16 protein-coding genes and 1 tRNA gene are annotated in these 15,684 nt (G+C 65.5%); 7 read left to right on the top strand and 10 right to left on the bottom strand.

Features of this window, described 5'->3' with window-relative positions; translation table 11 throughout:
- Positions 1-48 precede the first annotated feature (48 nt).
- Positions 49-5,253, bottom strand: coding sequence for an alpha-2-macroglobulin family protein (locus J4G43_RS25835; protein WP_208086715.1), 5,205 nt, complete (start codon positions 5,251-5,253; stop codon positions 49-51).
- Positions 5,250-5,492 carry a hypothetical protein gene (locus J4G43_RS25830; RefSeq protein WP_166341529.1) on the bottom strand — a complete coding sequence of 81 codons (243 nt, stop codon included), beginning with the start codon at positions 5,490-5,492 and terminating at the stop codon, positions 5,250-5,252. The genes J4G43_RS25835 and J4G43_RS25830 overlap by 4 nt, the downstream gene beginning before the upstream one ends.
- Before the next feature lie 164 nt (positions 5,493-5,656).
- Between J4G43_RS25830 and J4G43_RS25825 the strand changes: the two genes are divergently transcribed.
- The 6 genes from J4G43_RS25825 (at position 5,657) to J4G43_RS25800 (ending at position 8,124) form a co-directional block, all read left to right on the top strand.
- A tRNA-Arg gene (locus tag J4G43_RS25825) sits at positions 5,657-5,733 on the top strand.
- Positions 5,734-6,016: 283 nt separating this feature from the next.
- Positions 6,017-6,484 carry a hypothetical protein gene (locus tag J4G43_RS25820; protein WP_208086714.1) on the top strand — a complete coding sequence of 156 codons (468 nt, stop codon included), beginning with the start codon at positions 6,017-6,019 and terminating at the stop codon, positions 6,482-6,484.
- Positions 6,484-6,999, top strand: a complete 516-nt coding sequence (locus tag J4G43_RS25815; protein ID WP_208086713.1) for a hypothetical protein — start codon at positions 6,484-6,486, stop codon at positions 6,997-6,999. Before J4G43_RS25820 ends, J4G43_RS25815 begins: the two co-directional genes overlap by 1 nt.
- Positions 6,996-7,268: a hypothetical protein gene (locus J4G43_RS25810; RefSeq protein ID WP_208086712.1), complete on the top strand. Its 273-nt coding sequence runs from the start codon at positions 6,996-6,998 to the stop codon at positions 7,266-7,268. The genes J4G43_RS25815 and J4G43_RS25810 overlap by 4 nt, the downstream gene beginning before the upstream one ends.
- Positions 7,256-7,483 carry a hypothetical protein gene (locus J4G43_RS25805; RefSeq protein WP_208086711.1) on the top strand — a complete coding sequence of 76 codons (228 nt, stop codon included), beginning with the start codon at positions 7,256-7,258 and terminating at the stop codon, positions 7,481-7,483. Before J4G43_RS25810 ends, J4G43_RS25805 begins: the two co-directional genes overlap by 13 nt.
- A gap of 53 nt (positions 7,484-7,536) precedes the next feature.
- Complete coding sequence (locus tag J4G43_RS25800) at positions 7,537-8,124, top strand: ATP-dependent DNA ligase (RefSeq protein WP_208086710.1); 588 nt, start codon at positions 7,537-7,539, stop codon at positions 8,122-8,124.
- A 266-nt stretch (positions 8,125-8,390) separates the two neighbouring features.
- Here the strand turns inward: J4G43_RS25800 and J4G43_RS25795 are convergent, their stop codons facing one another.
- The 6 genes from J4G43_RS25795 to J4G43_RS25770 are packed head-to-tail and all read right to left on the bottom strand — an operon-like array spanning position 8,391 to position 11,399.
- Complete coding sequence (locus tag J4G43_RS25795) at positions 8,391-8,546, bottom strand: hypothetical protein (RefSeq protein WP_208086709.1); 156 nt, start codon at positions 8,544-8,546, stop codon at positions 8,391-8,393.
- Positions 8,543-8,890: a septal ring lytic transglycosylase RlpA family protein gene (locus J4G43_RS25790; protein WP_208086708.1), complete on the bottom strand. Its 348-nt coding sequence runs from the start codon at positions 8,888-8,890 to the stop codon at positions 8,543-8,545. The genes J4G43_RS25795 and J4G43_RS25790 overlap by 4 nt, the downstream gene beginning before the upstream one ends.
- A 28-nt stretch (positions 8,891-8,918) precedes the next feature.
- Entirely contained in the window at positions 8,919-9,332 is a 414-nt protein-coding gene (locus tag J4G43_RS25785; protein WP_208086707.1) for a hypothetical protein, read from the bottom strand.
- 38 nt (positions 9,333-9,370) lie between these two features.
- The gene (locus tag J4G43_RS25780; protein WP_208086706.1) at positions 9,371-9,898 is read right to left on the bottom strand and encodes a hypothetical protein; all 528 of its coding nucleotides are present in this window, start codon (positions 9,896-9,898) and stop codon (positions 9,371-9,373) included.
- Positions 9,895-10,164, bottom strand: a complete 270-nt coding sequence (locus J4G43_RS25775; protein ID WP_208086705.1) for a hypothetical protein — start codon at positions 10,162-10,164, stop codon at positions 9,895-9,897. Before J4G43_RS25775 ends, J4G43_RS25780 begins: the two co-directional genes overlap by 4 nt.
- On the bottom strand, positions 10,161-11,399 hold the full coding sequence (locus J4G43_RS25770; protein WP_208086704.1) for a M15 family metallopeptidase: 1,239 nt from the start codon (positions 11,397-11,399) through the stop codon (positions 10,161-10,163). Before J4G43_RS25770 ends, J4G43_RS25775 begins: the two co-directional genes overlap by 4 nt.
- A gap of 104 nt (positions 11,400-11,503) precedes the next feature.
- Between J4G43_RS25770 and J4G43_RS25765 the strand changes: the two genes are divergently transcribed.
- Positions 11,504-12,547 (top strand): acyltransferase family protein, encoded by a 1,044-nt coding sequence (locus J4G43_RS25765; protein ID WP_208086703.1) that lies wholly within the window; start codon positions 11,504-11,506, stop codon positions 12,545-12,547.
- Here the strand turns inward: J4G43_RS25765 and J4G43_RS25760 are convergent.
- Both J4G43_RS25760 and J4G43_RS25755 read right to left on the bottom strand, forming a co-directional pair.
- Positions 12,544-13,398: a hypothetical protein gene (locus J4G43_RS25760; RefSeq protein WP_208086702.1), complete on the bottom strand. Its 855-nt coding sequence runs from the start codon at positions 13,396-13,398 to the stop codon at positions 12,544-12,546. The two genes, J4G43_RS25765 and J4G43_RS25760, sit on opposite strands and share 4 nt — an antisense overlap.
- A complete protein-coding gene (locus J4G43_RS25755) occupies positions 13,398-15,659 on the bottom strand; it encodes a carbohydrate-binding protein (protein ID WP_208086701.1) in 2,262 nt (753 codons plus the stop codon). Before J4G43_RS25755 ends, J4G43_RS25760 begins: the two co-directional genes overlap by 1 nt.
- Between the last annotated feature and the right edge of the window lie 25 nt (positions 15,660-15,684).

The following is a 15,684-nucleotide window of genomic DNA, read 5'->3' as shown; positions in this document are numbered from 1 at the left end:
GGCATGACGACGGAGTTTGAGGAGGCGCCGCGTTTCTCATCTCTCTACTCACTTCGCCGCCCGCACCTCGACGTTACCCGTCCCGGTCCGGCCGTAGCGCGAGGGATTGTACATGTCCTCGACATAGGCCTGGGGCAGCACGTATTTGCCGGGCGAGACCGCGCGCACGACGTACGCGACGGTGAAGACCGACTTGGAGTCCGAGGCGCGATCGACCGCCGCCGTGAAGCGGTCGTCACGGAACTCGGTATCTTCAGGCTCCTCGCCGTCCTCGATCCAGTCCAGCGTGCCGCTGTCGCCCGACGACACCAGCTTCGGATTGTCGATCTCGAGGCCCGCGGGCAGATAGTCGGACACCATGATGTGGCCGTACTCGGGCTTCGCCTCGGTGATCTTCAGCACCACGGCGAAACGCTGGTTCTGCTTGACCTTGCTGATGTCGGCGGGCTTGCCGTCGAGCGTGAAGTAATTGCGCTCGATCTTGAAGCCGTTCGATGCAGCCGGCTCCGGCGTGACCGGCGAGCCCGACACCGAGACCACCGCCTGGACCGGCGCATCGCCGGTGTTGGTGATCTTCAGCGGTTTGCCCTCCAGCGTCACGGCCTTGTAGCTGCGGTACAGCGCGGTCTTGACCGGCTGGCCGTCGACTTCCATCGACATGTTCTCCTTGGCGAGCGCGCGCGCCGCGAGCACCAACCACGCATTCTCCTGCGTCGAGGTGTAGGGCGTCAGCCCGCGCGCGGTCTCGACCCGCGACACCGCCTGCGTCAGCGTCGCCTTCGGCGCGTTGCCTTCGCTGGCGAGCGAGACCAGCGCTGCGGCATCGCGCAGCTGCGAGCCGTAGTCGGTGCGGCCGAACTCCAGCACCGGTTTTGGCGCAAGGCTGTCGAGCGCGGCACCGTAGACGCGTTCCGCGCGGTTGCGGTCGCCGACCAGCGCCAGCGCGGCTGCAAGCTGCGACTTCGCGATCGGGGTCGCGAGGTTGCTCAACTTGGTGTCGGCGAGATAGCGGAGATCGCCGATCGGCGCCGCGCCATTGCGTGCGAGCACGTAGAGGCCGTAGGCGAGATCGCGCCCGCCGTCCTTCTCGGGCTCGTTGCCGTTCACGACCGAGTTGCGGATACGGTCGAGCGCGTTCTTGAACAGCACGTCCGGCACCGCAAAGCCTTTTTCGCGGGCGCGGGTGAGGAAGTCCGTCACGTAGGCGTCGAGCCAGGCGTCGTCGCCTCCGGCCGACCACAGGCCGAACGAGCCGTTGGAGCCCTGGCGTGCCAGCAGCCGCTCGATCGCATCGCGGATGCGCTGGTCGACCTCGGTGTCCATGGCCAGATGCGCGCCGACGGCGAGCTCGTTGACATAGAGCAACGGCAAGGCACGGCTCGAGATCTGTTCGGAGCAGCCATACGGGTAGCGGTCGAGCGCCTTCAGGATCGTTGCGGCGTCGAGCGCCGTCGACAGGCTGGCCGAAACCGAGACGCTGCCGGTGCCCGGGACGAGATCGGAGAACATGTCCGAGGTCAGCGTCAGGCTTTCACCCTTCGCCAGCGTCCGGATCGAACGCCGCGCCAGCACCTGCGTCGCCGCCTTGACGTCGAGCGCATAGTGACGTGCCAGCGCTAGCCCGTTCGGTCCGTTGATGTCGACGTCGAGCGTCGCCTGCCCCGCCGCCGTCGCGTCGATTGCGAGCGTAAACGCGTTGCGCTGCTTGGCGGCGAGCTTGACCGTGGTTGCGGGATTGCCGGTCATCTTCACCGGGCCGCCGGTCTTCACGTTGATGACGTAGTCGCCGGCCTGGCCCTCGACATTGTCGATCTCGAGATTGACCGTGCCGTGGTCGCCATTGAGCAGGAAGCGCGGCAAGGTCGTGGTCAGCACCACGGGATCGCGGATCACGACATCCGTGTTGGCGCGGCCGAGCTTCGTGGCGGTCCACGCCACCGCCATGACGCGCGCGGTGCCGGCGAACTCGGGGATATCGAAGCTCACTTCGGCGGTGCCGTCGGCGGCGACCGTGACGATGCCCGAGTAGAGCGCGAGCGGCTTTTGCGCGGGCGGAGAGCCCTGCAATTCGCCGGCGCCGGCATCGCCGCCGGACTTGATCTGTCCGCGCGTGCCCGACATGCCGTCGATCAGTTGCCCATAGAGATCGCGGATCTCCGCGCTCAGGCGGCGCTGGCCGAGATAATAATCGTCCGGCGCCGGCGGCTTGTAATTGGTCAGGTTGAGGATGCCGACATCGACCGCGGCAATCACCACCTTGGCGTCCTCGCCCGGATTGAGCCCGTCGAGCTTGACCGGGATCTTCAACGTCGCATTCGGCCGGACCAGTGCCGGCGGCGTCAGCTTCACCTGGAGCGTGCGGGTCTGCTTGTCGATGCCGAACCATTTCAGGCCGATCGCCCGGCCCGGCATGCGTTGCGCAGCCGCATCGAGCGGGCGGCGCAGCGTCGCCACCACATAGGCGCCGGTGCCCCAGTCCTTGCCGACCGGCAGCCTCACCTGCGCGGTACCTTCCTTGACGTCGATGGTCTGCGTCGTCAGCAGTCGGTCGCCGAGCACGTTGACGGTGAGCTTGCCGGCGCTGCGGACGTTCACCGACACCGTCATGGTGTCGCCGGAGGCGTATTGCGGCTTGTCGATCGAGGTCTCCAGCAGGTCCGGCGTATCGGCGCTGCCGTCGGAATACCAGCCGACGTCGAACTGCACCGAGGTCACCGGACCGTCGGCGTCGTTCGACTTCACATCGAGCCGGTAGCGGCCGGGCTGCGGGCTCAGCGAAATCCGCGACGGCTTGTCGGCAGCGATCGTCAGGTCGCCGTCGGAAACGCGCGAAGTCGATTTGACCGGCTCGTACTCCCAGTAATTGTTCTGGCGATACCACTGGTAGCGCGACTCCATCTTCAGGAGCTCGTAGCGCAGGCCATCGCGGCGCAGCCTCTCGCCTTCGGGCGAGACGAACACGACGTCGAACTCCGCCTTGTCGCCCTCGGCGACGTTCTTGTCGCCGAACAGCGGCTTGATGCCTATCATGGCGTTGGCGGGCGCGACCGGCAGCACGATCTTGCGCTCGACGGCGCGGCCGCCGGTCTCGACCATGCGAACGAAGATCTGTGCTTCCTGCGGGCGCGTCGAGGCCGGCTGCTTGTCCAGCGTCACCGGGAAGGTGGCAACGCCATTGGCGTCGGCTTCCGGCAAATTCTCCAGCGGCGTGCGTTCGTTCGAGGTGGTCTCCTCGTCGGCGACGCCGAACTGGTAGCCGGCAAAGCCCGGGCGTTCGCTCGCGGGCGCGACCAGCATGTCGCCTTCGAGCTGGAGACCGGAGGCCGGCGCGCCATAGAGGAAATGGCCATCCGCCTTGAGCTCCACCGGAGCGTTAGCTTTGATCAGCTTGTCCTTGGCGGACAAGTCGAATTCGATCCGGTCAGGGACGTAGTCCTCGACCATGAAGGTGGTTTCGCCGACCGACGAGCCCTTCGGATCGGTGAAGGCACGCACCCGCCAGGTCCCGGTCGGGACGGCCGAATTGAGCGGCACGGACAGCGTGCGGCCGCCGGCGCCCTGGTCGGCCAGCACGGCGCGGCGGAATTCGACGCCGTCGGGGCGCTCGATCACCAGCGTCAGCGGCCCGCCGGCAACGGCGTTGCCCTGCCCGTCGCGCAAAAGCGCAGTGAGATAGACGGTCTCGCTAGAGCGATAAACGCCGCGCTCGGCATAGACGAAGGCGTCAGCACCCGATGGCACCGCCCGGCCCGAAACGCCGCGGTCGGACAGGTCGAAAGCCGAGGTCTTCAGGCTCAGGAAGGCATAGTCGGCCTTCTCGCCGGTGACCGTGAGCATCGCCGGCGACAGGCCGCCCTCGCCGCGCGCGAGCCCCGCCTCGAACAACACATGGCCGCCGTCGTCGGTCTTGCGGGTCGCCAGAATCTCGTTGTTGCGGGCGACCAGCCGGACCTCGGCCTTGCCGACCGGGTCGGTCGACGCCAGCGAATTGACGAAGACGTGGATGCCGTCATTGCCGGAATAGGCGGTGACCCCAAGGTCTGAGACGATGAACCATTGCGTCGCGAGCTGGTAATCGTCGTCCGAGCCCGGCCCCTTGGCCGCGGCGGTCATCACATAGACGCCGGGCTGGAGCTCGCCGAGCGCCTGGTCGACCGGGAATGCGGTGGTGACGTCCTGGTTCAGCGTCATCGCAGTCGCAAGCTCGCCGGTCCAGACCTTGACGCCGCGCTCGCCGCCGAGATCTGCGAGCTGGTAGCGCGACAGCGTCTTCTGGAAATCGCTGTCGACCACCGTGTTGATCAGGTTGCGGTCGCCGATCCTGAAGACGTTGACGTTGACGGCGGGCGTGTTGACGCTGACCACGGGAATGCCGCGCTGGCCGGTCCGCGGCAGCACATAGGCGCGGCTGGTGAAGCGCACGAACGGCTTGCGGTCGCGGACATAGACGTTGAACTCGGCGGATTTCGGCAGGCCCTCCTTCACGGTGGACGGCAGGCCGGCGCGCAGATTGATGTTGTAGCGCTCGCCGTGCTTCAGCCCGTCGACGCAGAGCTGCTTGCCTTCGGCCGACAGCGCCGGCTTGTCCTGGCCTGCCAGCGCGAGGTACGGCGCGAAATCGGTGCGCTTGGCCAGCTCCTCCGAGAACTGGAAGCAGGCGCGCGGGCTCGCCGAATCCGAGTCTACGGTATAGTCGAGCAGCCGGAAGCCGTGCTCGTCGCGCATCTTCTCGTATTGGCCGCGAACGTCGGCGACCTCGCGCATGTCGAGCGACAGCCGCAGCGCATCCAGCGCCGGCCGCCACAGCTTGCGTTCGGCCAGCGACTTGCCGAGCACGGCGAGCGCATCCGCCTCCTCGCCCGGATTGCCGGCGCGCTGGTAGGCGATGTAGGCGGCGGTCGAGGCCCGCTCCAGCAGGAACGTCTGCTCGCTCGAGCTTTTCGGCGAGATCTGGAAGATCACCTTGGCGAGCCGCAGCCAGTTGCCGGTATCCTCCGGCGTGGTCGCGGCGATCTGGCCGAGCACCGACAGCCCGGTGCGGAAATCATTGCGCCGGAAGGCGGCGTCGGCGTCGGTGCGCAGCGTCGCGCTGGTCTTGGCGACCGGCCCCGCTTCGCTCTTGATCTGGGCCTCCAGCTTGATCGCGGAATCGGCGAGGTCGTCGCGCTTGAACGCCTTGTCGGCGGCCTGCGCTGCGCTAAGGCCGAGCGCCAGCGTGGCGCAGAGTGTGACGGCGCGAACAAGACCGATCATAATGGGCTCCCGGAAATCGCGGCGAACGCCGCGTGAGCATGAAATGCGCGGAAAGGTGACGGACTCAAGGCGATGGAACCAAAGGTGCAAATCGTCGCATTCGCCATGACAAGGCAAGCCCTGAGGAGACCGATCGAGATATCACCGCGCACGCCGTCCTGATGGCGCAGCCATACCTGACCGATCGACCGGCGGCCGTGTCCCGGAAGCTGGCCAGCGTTCCCGGCGATGTAATCCATCGTCCAGTCCGCTGCCGCTCAACCCGGCACCCTGACACCCCACCGTTCCGCTTAGTCGCGGCGTTGAGGAAAACGGTTCGGTTCAGACTTGGCGAAGCTGCGGATTTTTCATATTTGGCGTGATAGAAGACCGGCAAGGTGGTAGCCGAGGCCGGCATCAAGACGGTCCCATAGCTCAACTGGATAGAGTAGCGGATTTCTACTCCGCGGGTTGCAGGTTCGAGTCCTGCTGGGATCGCCATTTTTCCAAGGCAAAAAGCCAAGCAAATCCAAGGCTTAAGCCGCCTGCGAAATATTGTTAGTACACGGATCGACTAGAACGGGTGCCGGACAAAGCCGGCCGATGTCGGCCGATGTCGGGCAAAATTACCGAACTAATTCCCGAACTGATTTCGCACAGCGAAACGTGCGCGGCGCTGGCATCCCACAAACCGTACACGCTATGTGTAGACATATAGCGCATAATGCGCTATTTACTCGATCGACGGCGCGCTGGTGCGCCGGCCGAAATCGAGGATCTCGAGATGACCAAGACGACCAAGTTTAACGCGACCTACCAGGGCAAGATCATCGGCACCCGCAAGAGCCCGCGCCCCTATCAATTCGCCATCGTCGCACAGCACGACGAGCAGGCCGCCCGCGCGAGCGCCTTTGACTACCAGCCGACCAGGACCGACCGCGCAAATTTCGAGTGGGACACGTTCAAGGCGACATGCTCGCCCGGCGCCACGGTGACCCCGCCAGGCTGGAACAACGCGACGACGTTCTCGCGCGCAGAAATCGAGGCGAGCCAAGATCGCATCGCCGGCGATTGGAGCGCCTATGCCGAGCGCTGCCGCCAGCGCGCAATCGAAAATTTCGAGCACTACCTCAAGACCGGGCATTTCGAGCCGCACGTCGCCGCCTGGTCAATGTCGCGCGCCAATGCCGAGAAGGCGTCGCGCCGCGTCACCGGCCGCCTGCTCGCGATCGTCTCGGTCGAGGCCGCGTAATGAGCTATCCCGTACCCTTCACCTTCCCGATCGAGCAGGGCCGCCCCCTGCTCGTGATGTCCTGCTCGAGCACAAAGCGCCAGGTCGCGAGCGGCGAGCTGGTGCGGTTTGCGGATCTCTACGACGGCCCGACCTGGCGCCAGGTCAAGGCCTCGCGCTTTCCGCTGACCAATGTCGCCGCGATCTCGGCGCTGTACGGCTTCCTCGAGCCGGGCCTCGCGATCGAGACTTACGATCGCAAGATGGATGACAAGGCCGCGACTCGGATCTCGACGACCAGCAATCACGCCTGGCGCCTCGAGCAGGCCGTGCGCCAGGCAGGCTCGGCCTTCATCGTCGGCGGCGCGCTATACCGCCAGCTCGGCGAAACCATGCTGCGCCAGGCGCCGGATCTCGCCGGCGTCGTGACCTTCGCAACCGGATCCTACCTGGCGCAGCGCAAGCAGCTCGGCGCCTGGCTGCGCGACCAGGTCGCGCCGATCGCAGCAAACCCCGAGCTCGAGGCCGCAGCATGATCGCGGGATTTAACCTGGCCGCGACCGAGCGGATCAACCGCATCACCTGGCGCCGACATCCCTCGGTCTGCCGCGCTCACCAGCAAATGCTGGTCGCCGGCGCCCCCAATGGGCTATGGATCCGCGGGATATCGCACCCGACCGCGCTGCGGCCCTACTACGTCGTGATGCCAGACGGCCAGACGCTCGATCGGAAGTTTGCGCGCCTGGTCGACGCCAAGGCCGAGGCGATCATAGAGCTCGCGAGGATCCAAGCTTGCCACGTATGACGCCCGACCAGCTGCGCGCGCACCTGGCGCGCCTCGAGATCTCGCAACAGGCCTTTGCGCGCCTGGTCGGGATCACGCCGCAGCATTTCCGCAAGATGCTGCGCCAGGTCGAGCCGCTCGAGATCCCGCGCGCGGTCGAGCTGCTGCTGCCGCTGCTGACGCCGGCGAAGGTGCGCCGCCTGGTCGCCGAGCTCGAGGCCGCCGAGACGCCCTAGGCCTGCGGCCGCCGGCGCGTTGACACCGCTCCGGCGATGCTTATCTGCGCCCCATGCGACCCTTTGAGTTTTGCGTTCCCAAGGCCGCCAAGGCCGTGCCGTCCGGCCCCGACTGGATCCACGAAATCAAATATGACGGATACCGCGCCCGCCTGGTGCGCGCCGGCGATCGCGTCCGGCTCGAGTCCAAGGCCGGCCTCGACTGGACCTGGCGCTTCCCCTTCATCGCCGAGACCGCGCGCAAGCTGCGCCAGGACGATTTCGCGATTGACGGCGAGATCGTGGTGCTCGACCTCCGCGGCGTCTCGGATTTCGACGCGCTGCATTCCGGCCGCCACAACGCCGAGGCGCAGCTCTACGCCTTCGACCTGGTCGGCCTCGCCGGCGACTATTTGCGCCAGCTGCCGCTGTTCGAGCGCAAGGCCGAGCTCGGCAAGCTGCTGCGCGGCCGCGCCGAAGGAATCTTCGTGGCGCCGTTCGAGCCAGGCGCGATCGGCCCGGATCTGTTCGACGCGGCCTGCCGGATGAATCTCGAGGGGATCGTTTCCAAGCATCGCGAGCGGCGCTATCGGCCGCGCACCTGCGACTGGATCAAGGTCAAGAACCGCGCGCATCCGGCAATGTCGCGCCGGTTTGAATGACAGACCCGCGCCAGGATTCGCAGCGCGGCCCGTCCATGCGTTAAAACCACCCCGCCCGCCACTCGGTCGCCTCGCGCACGAAAAAACCCGCCACGGTCGCCCGTGGCGGGTTTCTCGCGTCGCCCGGTCCCCCAACCAGGCGCCACATCGGCCAACCGCGGCAGCAACGCGGCCGGCCGGATCTCGTCAGCCCTCGAGCCAGGCCTCGACGGCCCAGGCGGCGAGCAGAAGGATTGCGGCGATCGCCATCGCCTCGAGCTGCGCCGTCATCGCCGGCGCCGCCGGTCGCCGCGCTGCGCGACCAGGTCGCCGAGGCGCGCCCAGGCGAGCACCAGGCCGTAGAGCAGCCAGGCCGGCGCGAGCAGCAGCGCGCCCAGGCGGCCGAGGATCCGCGCGCAACGCTGGCAGCGATCGGCGCTCATTCGACACTGACCCTGGCAAGGTCGCCCATGCCGAGCGCGATCGCGCCGGCGCGACCGAGATCGACGCAGCGGCCGCGGACGAACGGCCCGCGATCGTTGACGACGGCGCGGATCGCGCGGCCGTTGGAAAGATTGGTGATCGTCACGACGCTCCCGAGCGGCCGCGACTTGTGCGCGACCGTGAAAGGATCCCGCGCAAACGTGTTGAACCTGGCGCCGGACGCCGTGCGGCGGCCGTGGTAGCCGTCGCCGACGCCATATTGCGAGGCCTCGCAGATCTCGGCCGCGGCCGCGCTCGAGACCAGACAGGCGAGCGCGAGCGCCGCGGCAAAAGCGGTTTTCATGTGATGCATTCCCTAAAGTTTGATGGAGTTACTTGTCGGAGCGATCGCCCCGCTCAGAGCGCTCGATCCGCTCGAGGCGCTGCTCGAGCCGCTCGAATCCCTGGCGCATGTCGCTCTTGATCTCGCGCACGCCCTCGCCGTGATCGCCCTTCGGCAGATACTCCTCGGCCATCTTGGCGCGAAACTCGAGCAGCGCGATCTGCATCGCGTGAATGTTGGCGCGCATCGCGTCGAGGCCAACGCGATAGTTATCCTCATATTCGTCGACGCGCCCCGTCAGATCAGTCCGCAGCTGCTGGATCGCAGCCGTCGTTTCCTTCTCGAGCTTTGCAAACATGGCCGCCAGCCTGTTTCCGCCGCCGAACAATTTTTCGCCCACCATGATGAGCAAGGTAACGCCGGAAATGATCACGGCGATGGTCGCGACGTTGTTGCTTTCCACTTCAAATTTCCCAGCCGTTAAGAGGTTTCGAGCCAGGATCATTCCCAGCCTGCTTGAAGGTCTGACGCTTCACGCGGGTTAGGACCGGCCGGCCGTTGACGCGGCCGGCCGGTCCGCTTTGCCATCAATCGTCGTCGCGCGGCTGCAGCAGCCGCTCGAGCGCGCTGCGGCCGCGGCGGCGCAGGATCCGGCGCCGGCGCAATGACAGGCGCCGGCGGCACCTCGATCGGCGCGGCCGCAACTGGCGGCGTCGACCTGGTCGGCAGCACGCGATCGCGGATCCGCCGGATGATCCCGCGCCTCGCCGGTTTGGCCGGCGCAACCCTCGGCGCCGGCGACGCCTCGATCGCCGCCGGCCGCCGTGCCGGCCGCTTCCAGTGACAACCGCCGACGCCGCCCTCGACCTGGCTATCGATCCAGTCCTGGTCGTACTCGCGCGCGCCGCGCACCTCGTAACGCGGCGCCTCGAAGATCCGGCACTCGCCGCCGGCGATCGAGGCCGGACCGCGCGAGGCGCAGCCGGCCAGCAGCAGCGCGAGCAGCGCGATCGATGCAAGCCTGGTCATGCGCATTTCCCCTCGCTTTGGATCCAGCGGCCGCCGCGCTTGCGGCAGTCGCGCCAGACGTCGCGCAGCTCGGTCGCCCTGCCGATCGCGCGCTTGTCCTCGGCCGCGATGTCGGCGAGCGCGCGGTCATAGCCGGATTGAAAAACCCGGTGATGCCAGACGCCATAGGCGGCGAGCAGCGCGAGCGCCGCGACGACCGCTGCTATCAGTTTCGCGACCAGGCCGGACGCCTGCAGCGCCGCCAGGACCGCTTTGAACTCGATCATTGCCGTTCCCCCGTCGTGACGGCGAGCGTCGACGTCTTGATCGCGCGCCAGGAATTGTTAGCGATGAAAAACAGGCCGCCGGCGCCGAGCAGCAGCCAGACGCCGGACGGCAGCGCCGTGACATGCTCCCAAGCCGCCGAGACCAGGCCCGGATGATCGTCGACGACGTCGCGATGATCCGTGAAAAAATTCCAGGCGTCGGACACGTAGCCGCGGACCGTTTCCCAAACGGCGCTCAGCGCCGCCAGGATCGCGGCCCAAAGCGACGCGAGGAAATTGCGCCTAGCCGGCACCACTTCCGGCGCGAGCTGCGTGACGATCTTGGGATCCGCGCCGGCGCGCGCCGCGCTGACCGGCCGATACCAGCCGACACTGCCGTCCGGCTGGATCTCGGTCTCGGCCCTGGCGAGCTCGGCGCGCACCTGGTCGGCGATGCCGTGGAATTCGTCGACCGAGGACGGCAGCGGAAGCACCAGGCCGCGATCGTTCATGAAGCCAGACAGCGCGCCGCTGGTGCCGCTGCCCCAGCGCCCATCGAGCACGCCAGGCGAATAGCGCCGCGCTTTGAGACGCCGCTGCACGTCGAACAGCACGGCATCGCCGCGGACATCGGGATCGAGCGGCTGCACGTTCGGCGGCGCGGCCGGCGGCGAGCTCGCCGGCGGCGGCGCCTCGAGCTCGTCGAGCGGCGCGCCGGTTTCGGGATGCGCGAGCAGCGGCACGCGCCCGAACGACGGCGCCGGCGATTTCGGCTTGCGGCCGCCATTGTCGACGAATTCAAAATGCATCCAATCCGGCCGCGACGTGTACCAGCCGCCCCACATCGCACCTTGTCGACAGAAGGCATCGACGACGAATTGCGGCATGGTCCCTTTTTTGACGCCGAGCGCGTTCTCGCCGGCGTTCAAATCGATCGCAGCCGCATAGGCGTGGTTCGACCATTTCGTCGCGGATCCGCGAACCATCCGATGATTGTAGGCGCCGGCGTAATTCGAGACGCCGGCCGCATCGATCTTTTTCTGATCGCGCTGACAGTAGTCCCAGATTTCATTGAGCGCCGCGAGCAGCGCCGGCGCGGCCTTGCGATGGAACATGATCGACTTGACACGGCGCCCCTCGTAATACATCGCGAACGGCGGCACGATCGGCACCATCTGCGGCGCGATCTGCCCCTTGCCGGGATCCCCATAGAAGGCGTTCCGCGCCGCCTGCGTGTCTTTCGGCCAGGCCGTCATGAGTGTTGCTCCATTGCAGGGAAACGAAATTTTGCGTCGACACGTCGGGGGATAGCCACGAGGCGGCAATTGCGCGGCTCGGTTGTGCCTGCTAGGGCTCCCGAATGAGCATCAAAACCAGTCACATATCAGCCCTGGACGGGATCCGAGGCATCGCGCTGCTGATGGTCTTTGCCGCGCATAGCCACCCGCAATTGCTCCGCAGCGGTTTCATCGGCGTCGATCTGTTCTTCGTTCTCAGCGGCTTTCTGATCACGTCGATATTGCTGAACGAACATCTCGCCACCGGCAGGATCAACGTCGCTCGCTTCTACATGCGGCGCGCGCTGCGGCTTTTGCCGGCGCTGTTCATCATGGTCGGGTGCGTGACAGCCTACGTCGCTGTTTACGCGCCACCCGAGCTCGCGATGACGTTGGAGAACGCCAGATCGATCGTTTTCTATTATTGGAACTGGACGCTCGCATTCAACTACGGCGCGACCGGCTGGACCTATCAATGGGTTTTCGGGCATCTATGGTCGCTGTCCGTCGAGGAACAGTTTTATTTGCTATGGCCGTTCGTGCTGACCCTCGCGCTGCCGTTTCGACGGTTGTTTCTCGTGCTGCTATTGGTCGGAATCGCGGCCCCGCCGATCGCTCGGCTCCTCGTTTACGACCAAGCCCGCATCTTCAATCTTTATTTCAGGACAGATTTGCATTTCGACGGTCTCATGTGGGGCGCGCTCGGCGCGTGGATCGTTGCAAACGGATGGACACCAAGCGGCCGGACCAGTGCCATCGTCGGTCCCGCTGCACTGGCAGGTTTCATGGCGGCAGCATCGCTCGAGTTCTTTCACAGCGGCGCCGCCTTTCGCTGGGCATGGGTGCCGCTCGATTGCCTCGCTATGCTGGCGATCGTCTGCACCGTTGTGAGGCCGCCGGCCATTCTCGAGACTGCGCCGCTGCGCTGGACTGGCAAGATCTCCTATGGTCTTTACCTTTGGCACCTTCCCATATTTCACTGGTTCGGCGATACGCCGCTCGCAACGCTCGAAGCGGTCGGCGCCACTTACGCCATTGCGGCGCTGTCCTTTTATGGGATCGAACGCCACTTTCTGCGGCTCAAGAATGCGTTCGCCGCGAAGACTTTCGAGCACGCGCGACACTAAAGCGGGACTCCGCTCGCGTGCTTGGCGTTGTAGCCAATCGTTGCCTGCGTCGCACCTCCAGCATTGTTCGGGTGCACGCCGTCAGAGGTGGCAATCGTGCTGGAATCGTAATCGCCGCCTGAGAAGATGTTGACGTTATCCACCAGGGCGGCTTGTGCGGACCTGATGGCGTTGGATGTCTGGCCGGCCCCACTCTCAAGCGGGATAAAGAACCGCCCGTTAAATCCGGCCGCCACCATGTTGTTGATGAAATTCATGGCGGAGGCCATGAAGGCAGCCTGAGACGTACCGATCGCCAGATCCTGGTTGCCGATCGCGAATTCGCAAATCCAGATCGTGCCGGGCGTCGACGGCGTGATGCCGCGCGCCGCAAGACGGCGGATCATTTTCGGGCCGCGATCAGTATGCGGCCCACCCGGATCGCCCCACTGTGCCGCCGTGGTGCCGCCGATGCAGCCAGAGCAGAGAACAGCCTGATCGACCCCCGCCGCAATGAATTTGTCGGCCTCCAGCACCAGCGGATTGCCGGGACCGAGCGGAGGAGCCAACGAACTGGCGTAAGTCGTGCCCAACAACGGGCCGGCCACGTCGTAGAAATTGCCGTCGTAGATGTTGAAGTTATGAATGACGCTGGGGTTTGCTGGAGCTACCAGCGTCGGCAGAATATTGCTCCTGAGAGACTGCCCGAACGACAGATCAATGAGCGTCTTCTGCGCCGGGTTGATGGTCACCGCGCGCGGAGATCGCCCGCTCGTCGTGCGATAGCCCATCGTCCCGCCGGTCAGCCCCGCGCTGGTCGCGACGCTGTCCGAGAGCAGAAACGGATCCGGTGCTGCTGGGCCGCTAAACATCAGAGCCACACCTTGATCTTGAGGCCGCTGGTGGAAATGCTGCCGCCGAGGTTAAACGAGCTCGCGTTCGTTCCGTCAGCATTCTCCATTGCGATGACCCGGTGCCACCCGCGCGTCGGGTTGTTGACGACAAAAGATGTCGGCGCCGGCAAAATCAGGCCGTTACCCCGGATCGGGGTATTGTCGGACGGGACCGGCGGGACGCTCATCGTGTCGTAACCGATGCCGCTGCGCGCGGTCGCTGTGGCCGCCGATGCCGTCAGGATCGGGCTCATGTAATCAAATCGAAATGGCTTGGATGTTGCGACGACAATTCCGCCCGACATTGCCGCCAGTCCATTGGCCTGCCGCCATGTCGTCGACGAATAGGTGTAGCTAGCCGAGAGATCGATGACCGTCGAGGTATATTCGCGGTAGTTGAAGACATTGGCGATGCCGAAGGATGCGGCAACCGGGCCAGGCCCGCCGATAATGAAGTCAACGGTTCCCGCCGGATTGGTCCTGATCGTCCCGACGTGAAAGCCGCGAGACGCCGCAGGCCCGTTGGCGATTGCGTTCTTGTTGAGCGCGAGACCATTGACGAACAGCTGCTCGCAATTGCCGCCTGGCGCCAAGGCTGCGGCGCCCGTATCATCGCCGGCGGTCGCCGTGTGCGTGCCGGACTGCGATCCGCTGGTGTTGATGGCGGCACCGCCGACAGTCGCAGCAACATTGAAGTAGTTCGGCGAGGTCGCCGTGGCCGTATGCACGCCGGACTGCGACCCGCTGGTGTTGATCGGCGCACCGCCGACTGTCGCCGCAACCTGGAGCGAATTGGTCGCGCCGTTGATGGTGTAATAGGTCGTTCCGGCCGTTAAGCCCGTGGGAAGCGCGCCCGACGTGTTGAACACAACGGCGGTCCCGTCCGGCATCCCGTGCGAATTCCACGTGACGACGCCCGGCGACCCGATCGTGATCGTGACCGGGATTGTAACCGGCGATTTCGTAAAATAGGTGGTTCCGGCCGTGAGCCCCGCTGGCAGCGCGCCCGTGCTCGTGAAGACGATCGGCGTGCCATCCCAAAGCCCATGCGCCGCCCAGAACATGACGGCCGGGGACGCAATCGTCATTGTGACGGTTGCGGATTTCTTGAAGTAGTCGCTGCGGGTAAACGTCGGCGTCGATCCGTTGACCCAAAAATACAGGTCGTAGCAGGCGTTCGGAACGACGGCGGCCGGACCAGCATTGCCAACCGATGAGTTGGCGAGAACGTTCGTCAGCTGCTGGAATGGGACCGGGAATATATTGGTCCCATCGTAATTGAGACCGAGGCCGCCCTGCCCGTTGCCCTTGGTGGGCGTAAAATAAAGCTGCGTCGCTCCCGCCACGCTGGTTTGCGGCTCAGGCGTCAAACTTGTCGGCGTGACTCGACCGGTGATGTCGAGATAAGAGCTCAAGGCTCCAATCTGGCCGTTGAGGGATGCGACGCCGCCGGCCGATGCCACCTTGATCCACTTGCTGGCGGCCAGGTCTGACGCGAACGCTCCGGACGTGTGCGAGACAAGACAAACGTAAGTCTCGCCGCTTTGCACGACAACGCTGGCGGGCGGACCCGCAGTGTATGCCGTCGCTGTCGCCCATGCCGCGGGCGGCGTCCAGGCCGCAGGCCCCGTGTTGCCCGCAGGCCCGATGCTCGCAAGCAATTGCCAATAGGTCGCGTTCGGCGGCGCGTGATTGGTGTGGTCGAGAATGCAGGCATAGCTCGAGCCGTTCAACGTGACGACGTCACCGACAGTGTAAGCGGTCGCGCCGCTCCACGCGCCCTTGAGCTGAAACGCCTTGTAAATGCCGAGATAGGACCAGACGCCGGCAGATTTCACCCACGTCTTGCCGGTCGTCGGCTGGAACGCATATTGCCCGTCATCGCCGAGCGACGGATCGGGCTCCGTCAAACCCACGTCGACGAACACGAAATATCCGGACGTGTTGAACGCCGCGACGAGTTTATTGACCGTCGCCAATGATTCCGAGCCAGCAAAGCGCTGCGGCGAGACCTGCCAGATCTTGTAGGCGACGCCGGCCTGCGCCCCGCCGCCCCAGGGCGGAATGACGAGGTGCGTCGTATCCGTTTTATCGGAAATGACCGACTGGAAATTGCCGATCTGGAGGATATCGCCGGGCCGCGCATTTTCGTCCGACCAGATCGAGCCGACGCCCGTGACGATCGTTCCGCCGGCCGCCACGGAAACCGTGCCGGTCGAGTAGCTGACAAGCGCTGTCATCGCTTCACCATTTTCGAGAGTTGAA

The organism is Bradyrhizobium barranii subsp. barranii (genome assembly GCF_017565645.3).
GTDB lineage: Bacteria > Pseudomonadota > Alphaproteobacteria > Rhizobiales > Xanthobacteraceae > Bradyrhizobium > Bradyrhizobium barranii.
The sequence above is the reverse complement of the archived record's forward strand: the minus strand, read 5'-3'. Positions and strand labels throughout refer to the sequence as shown.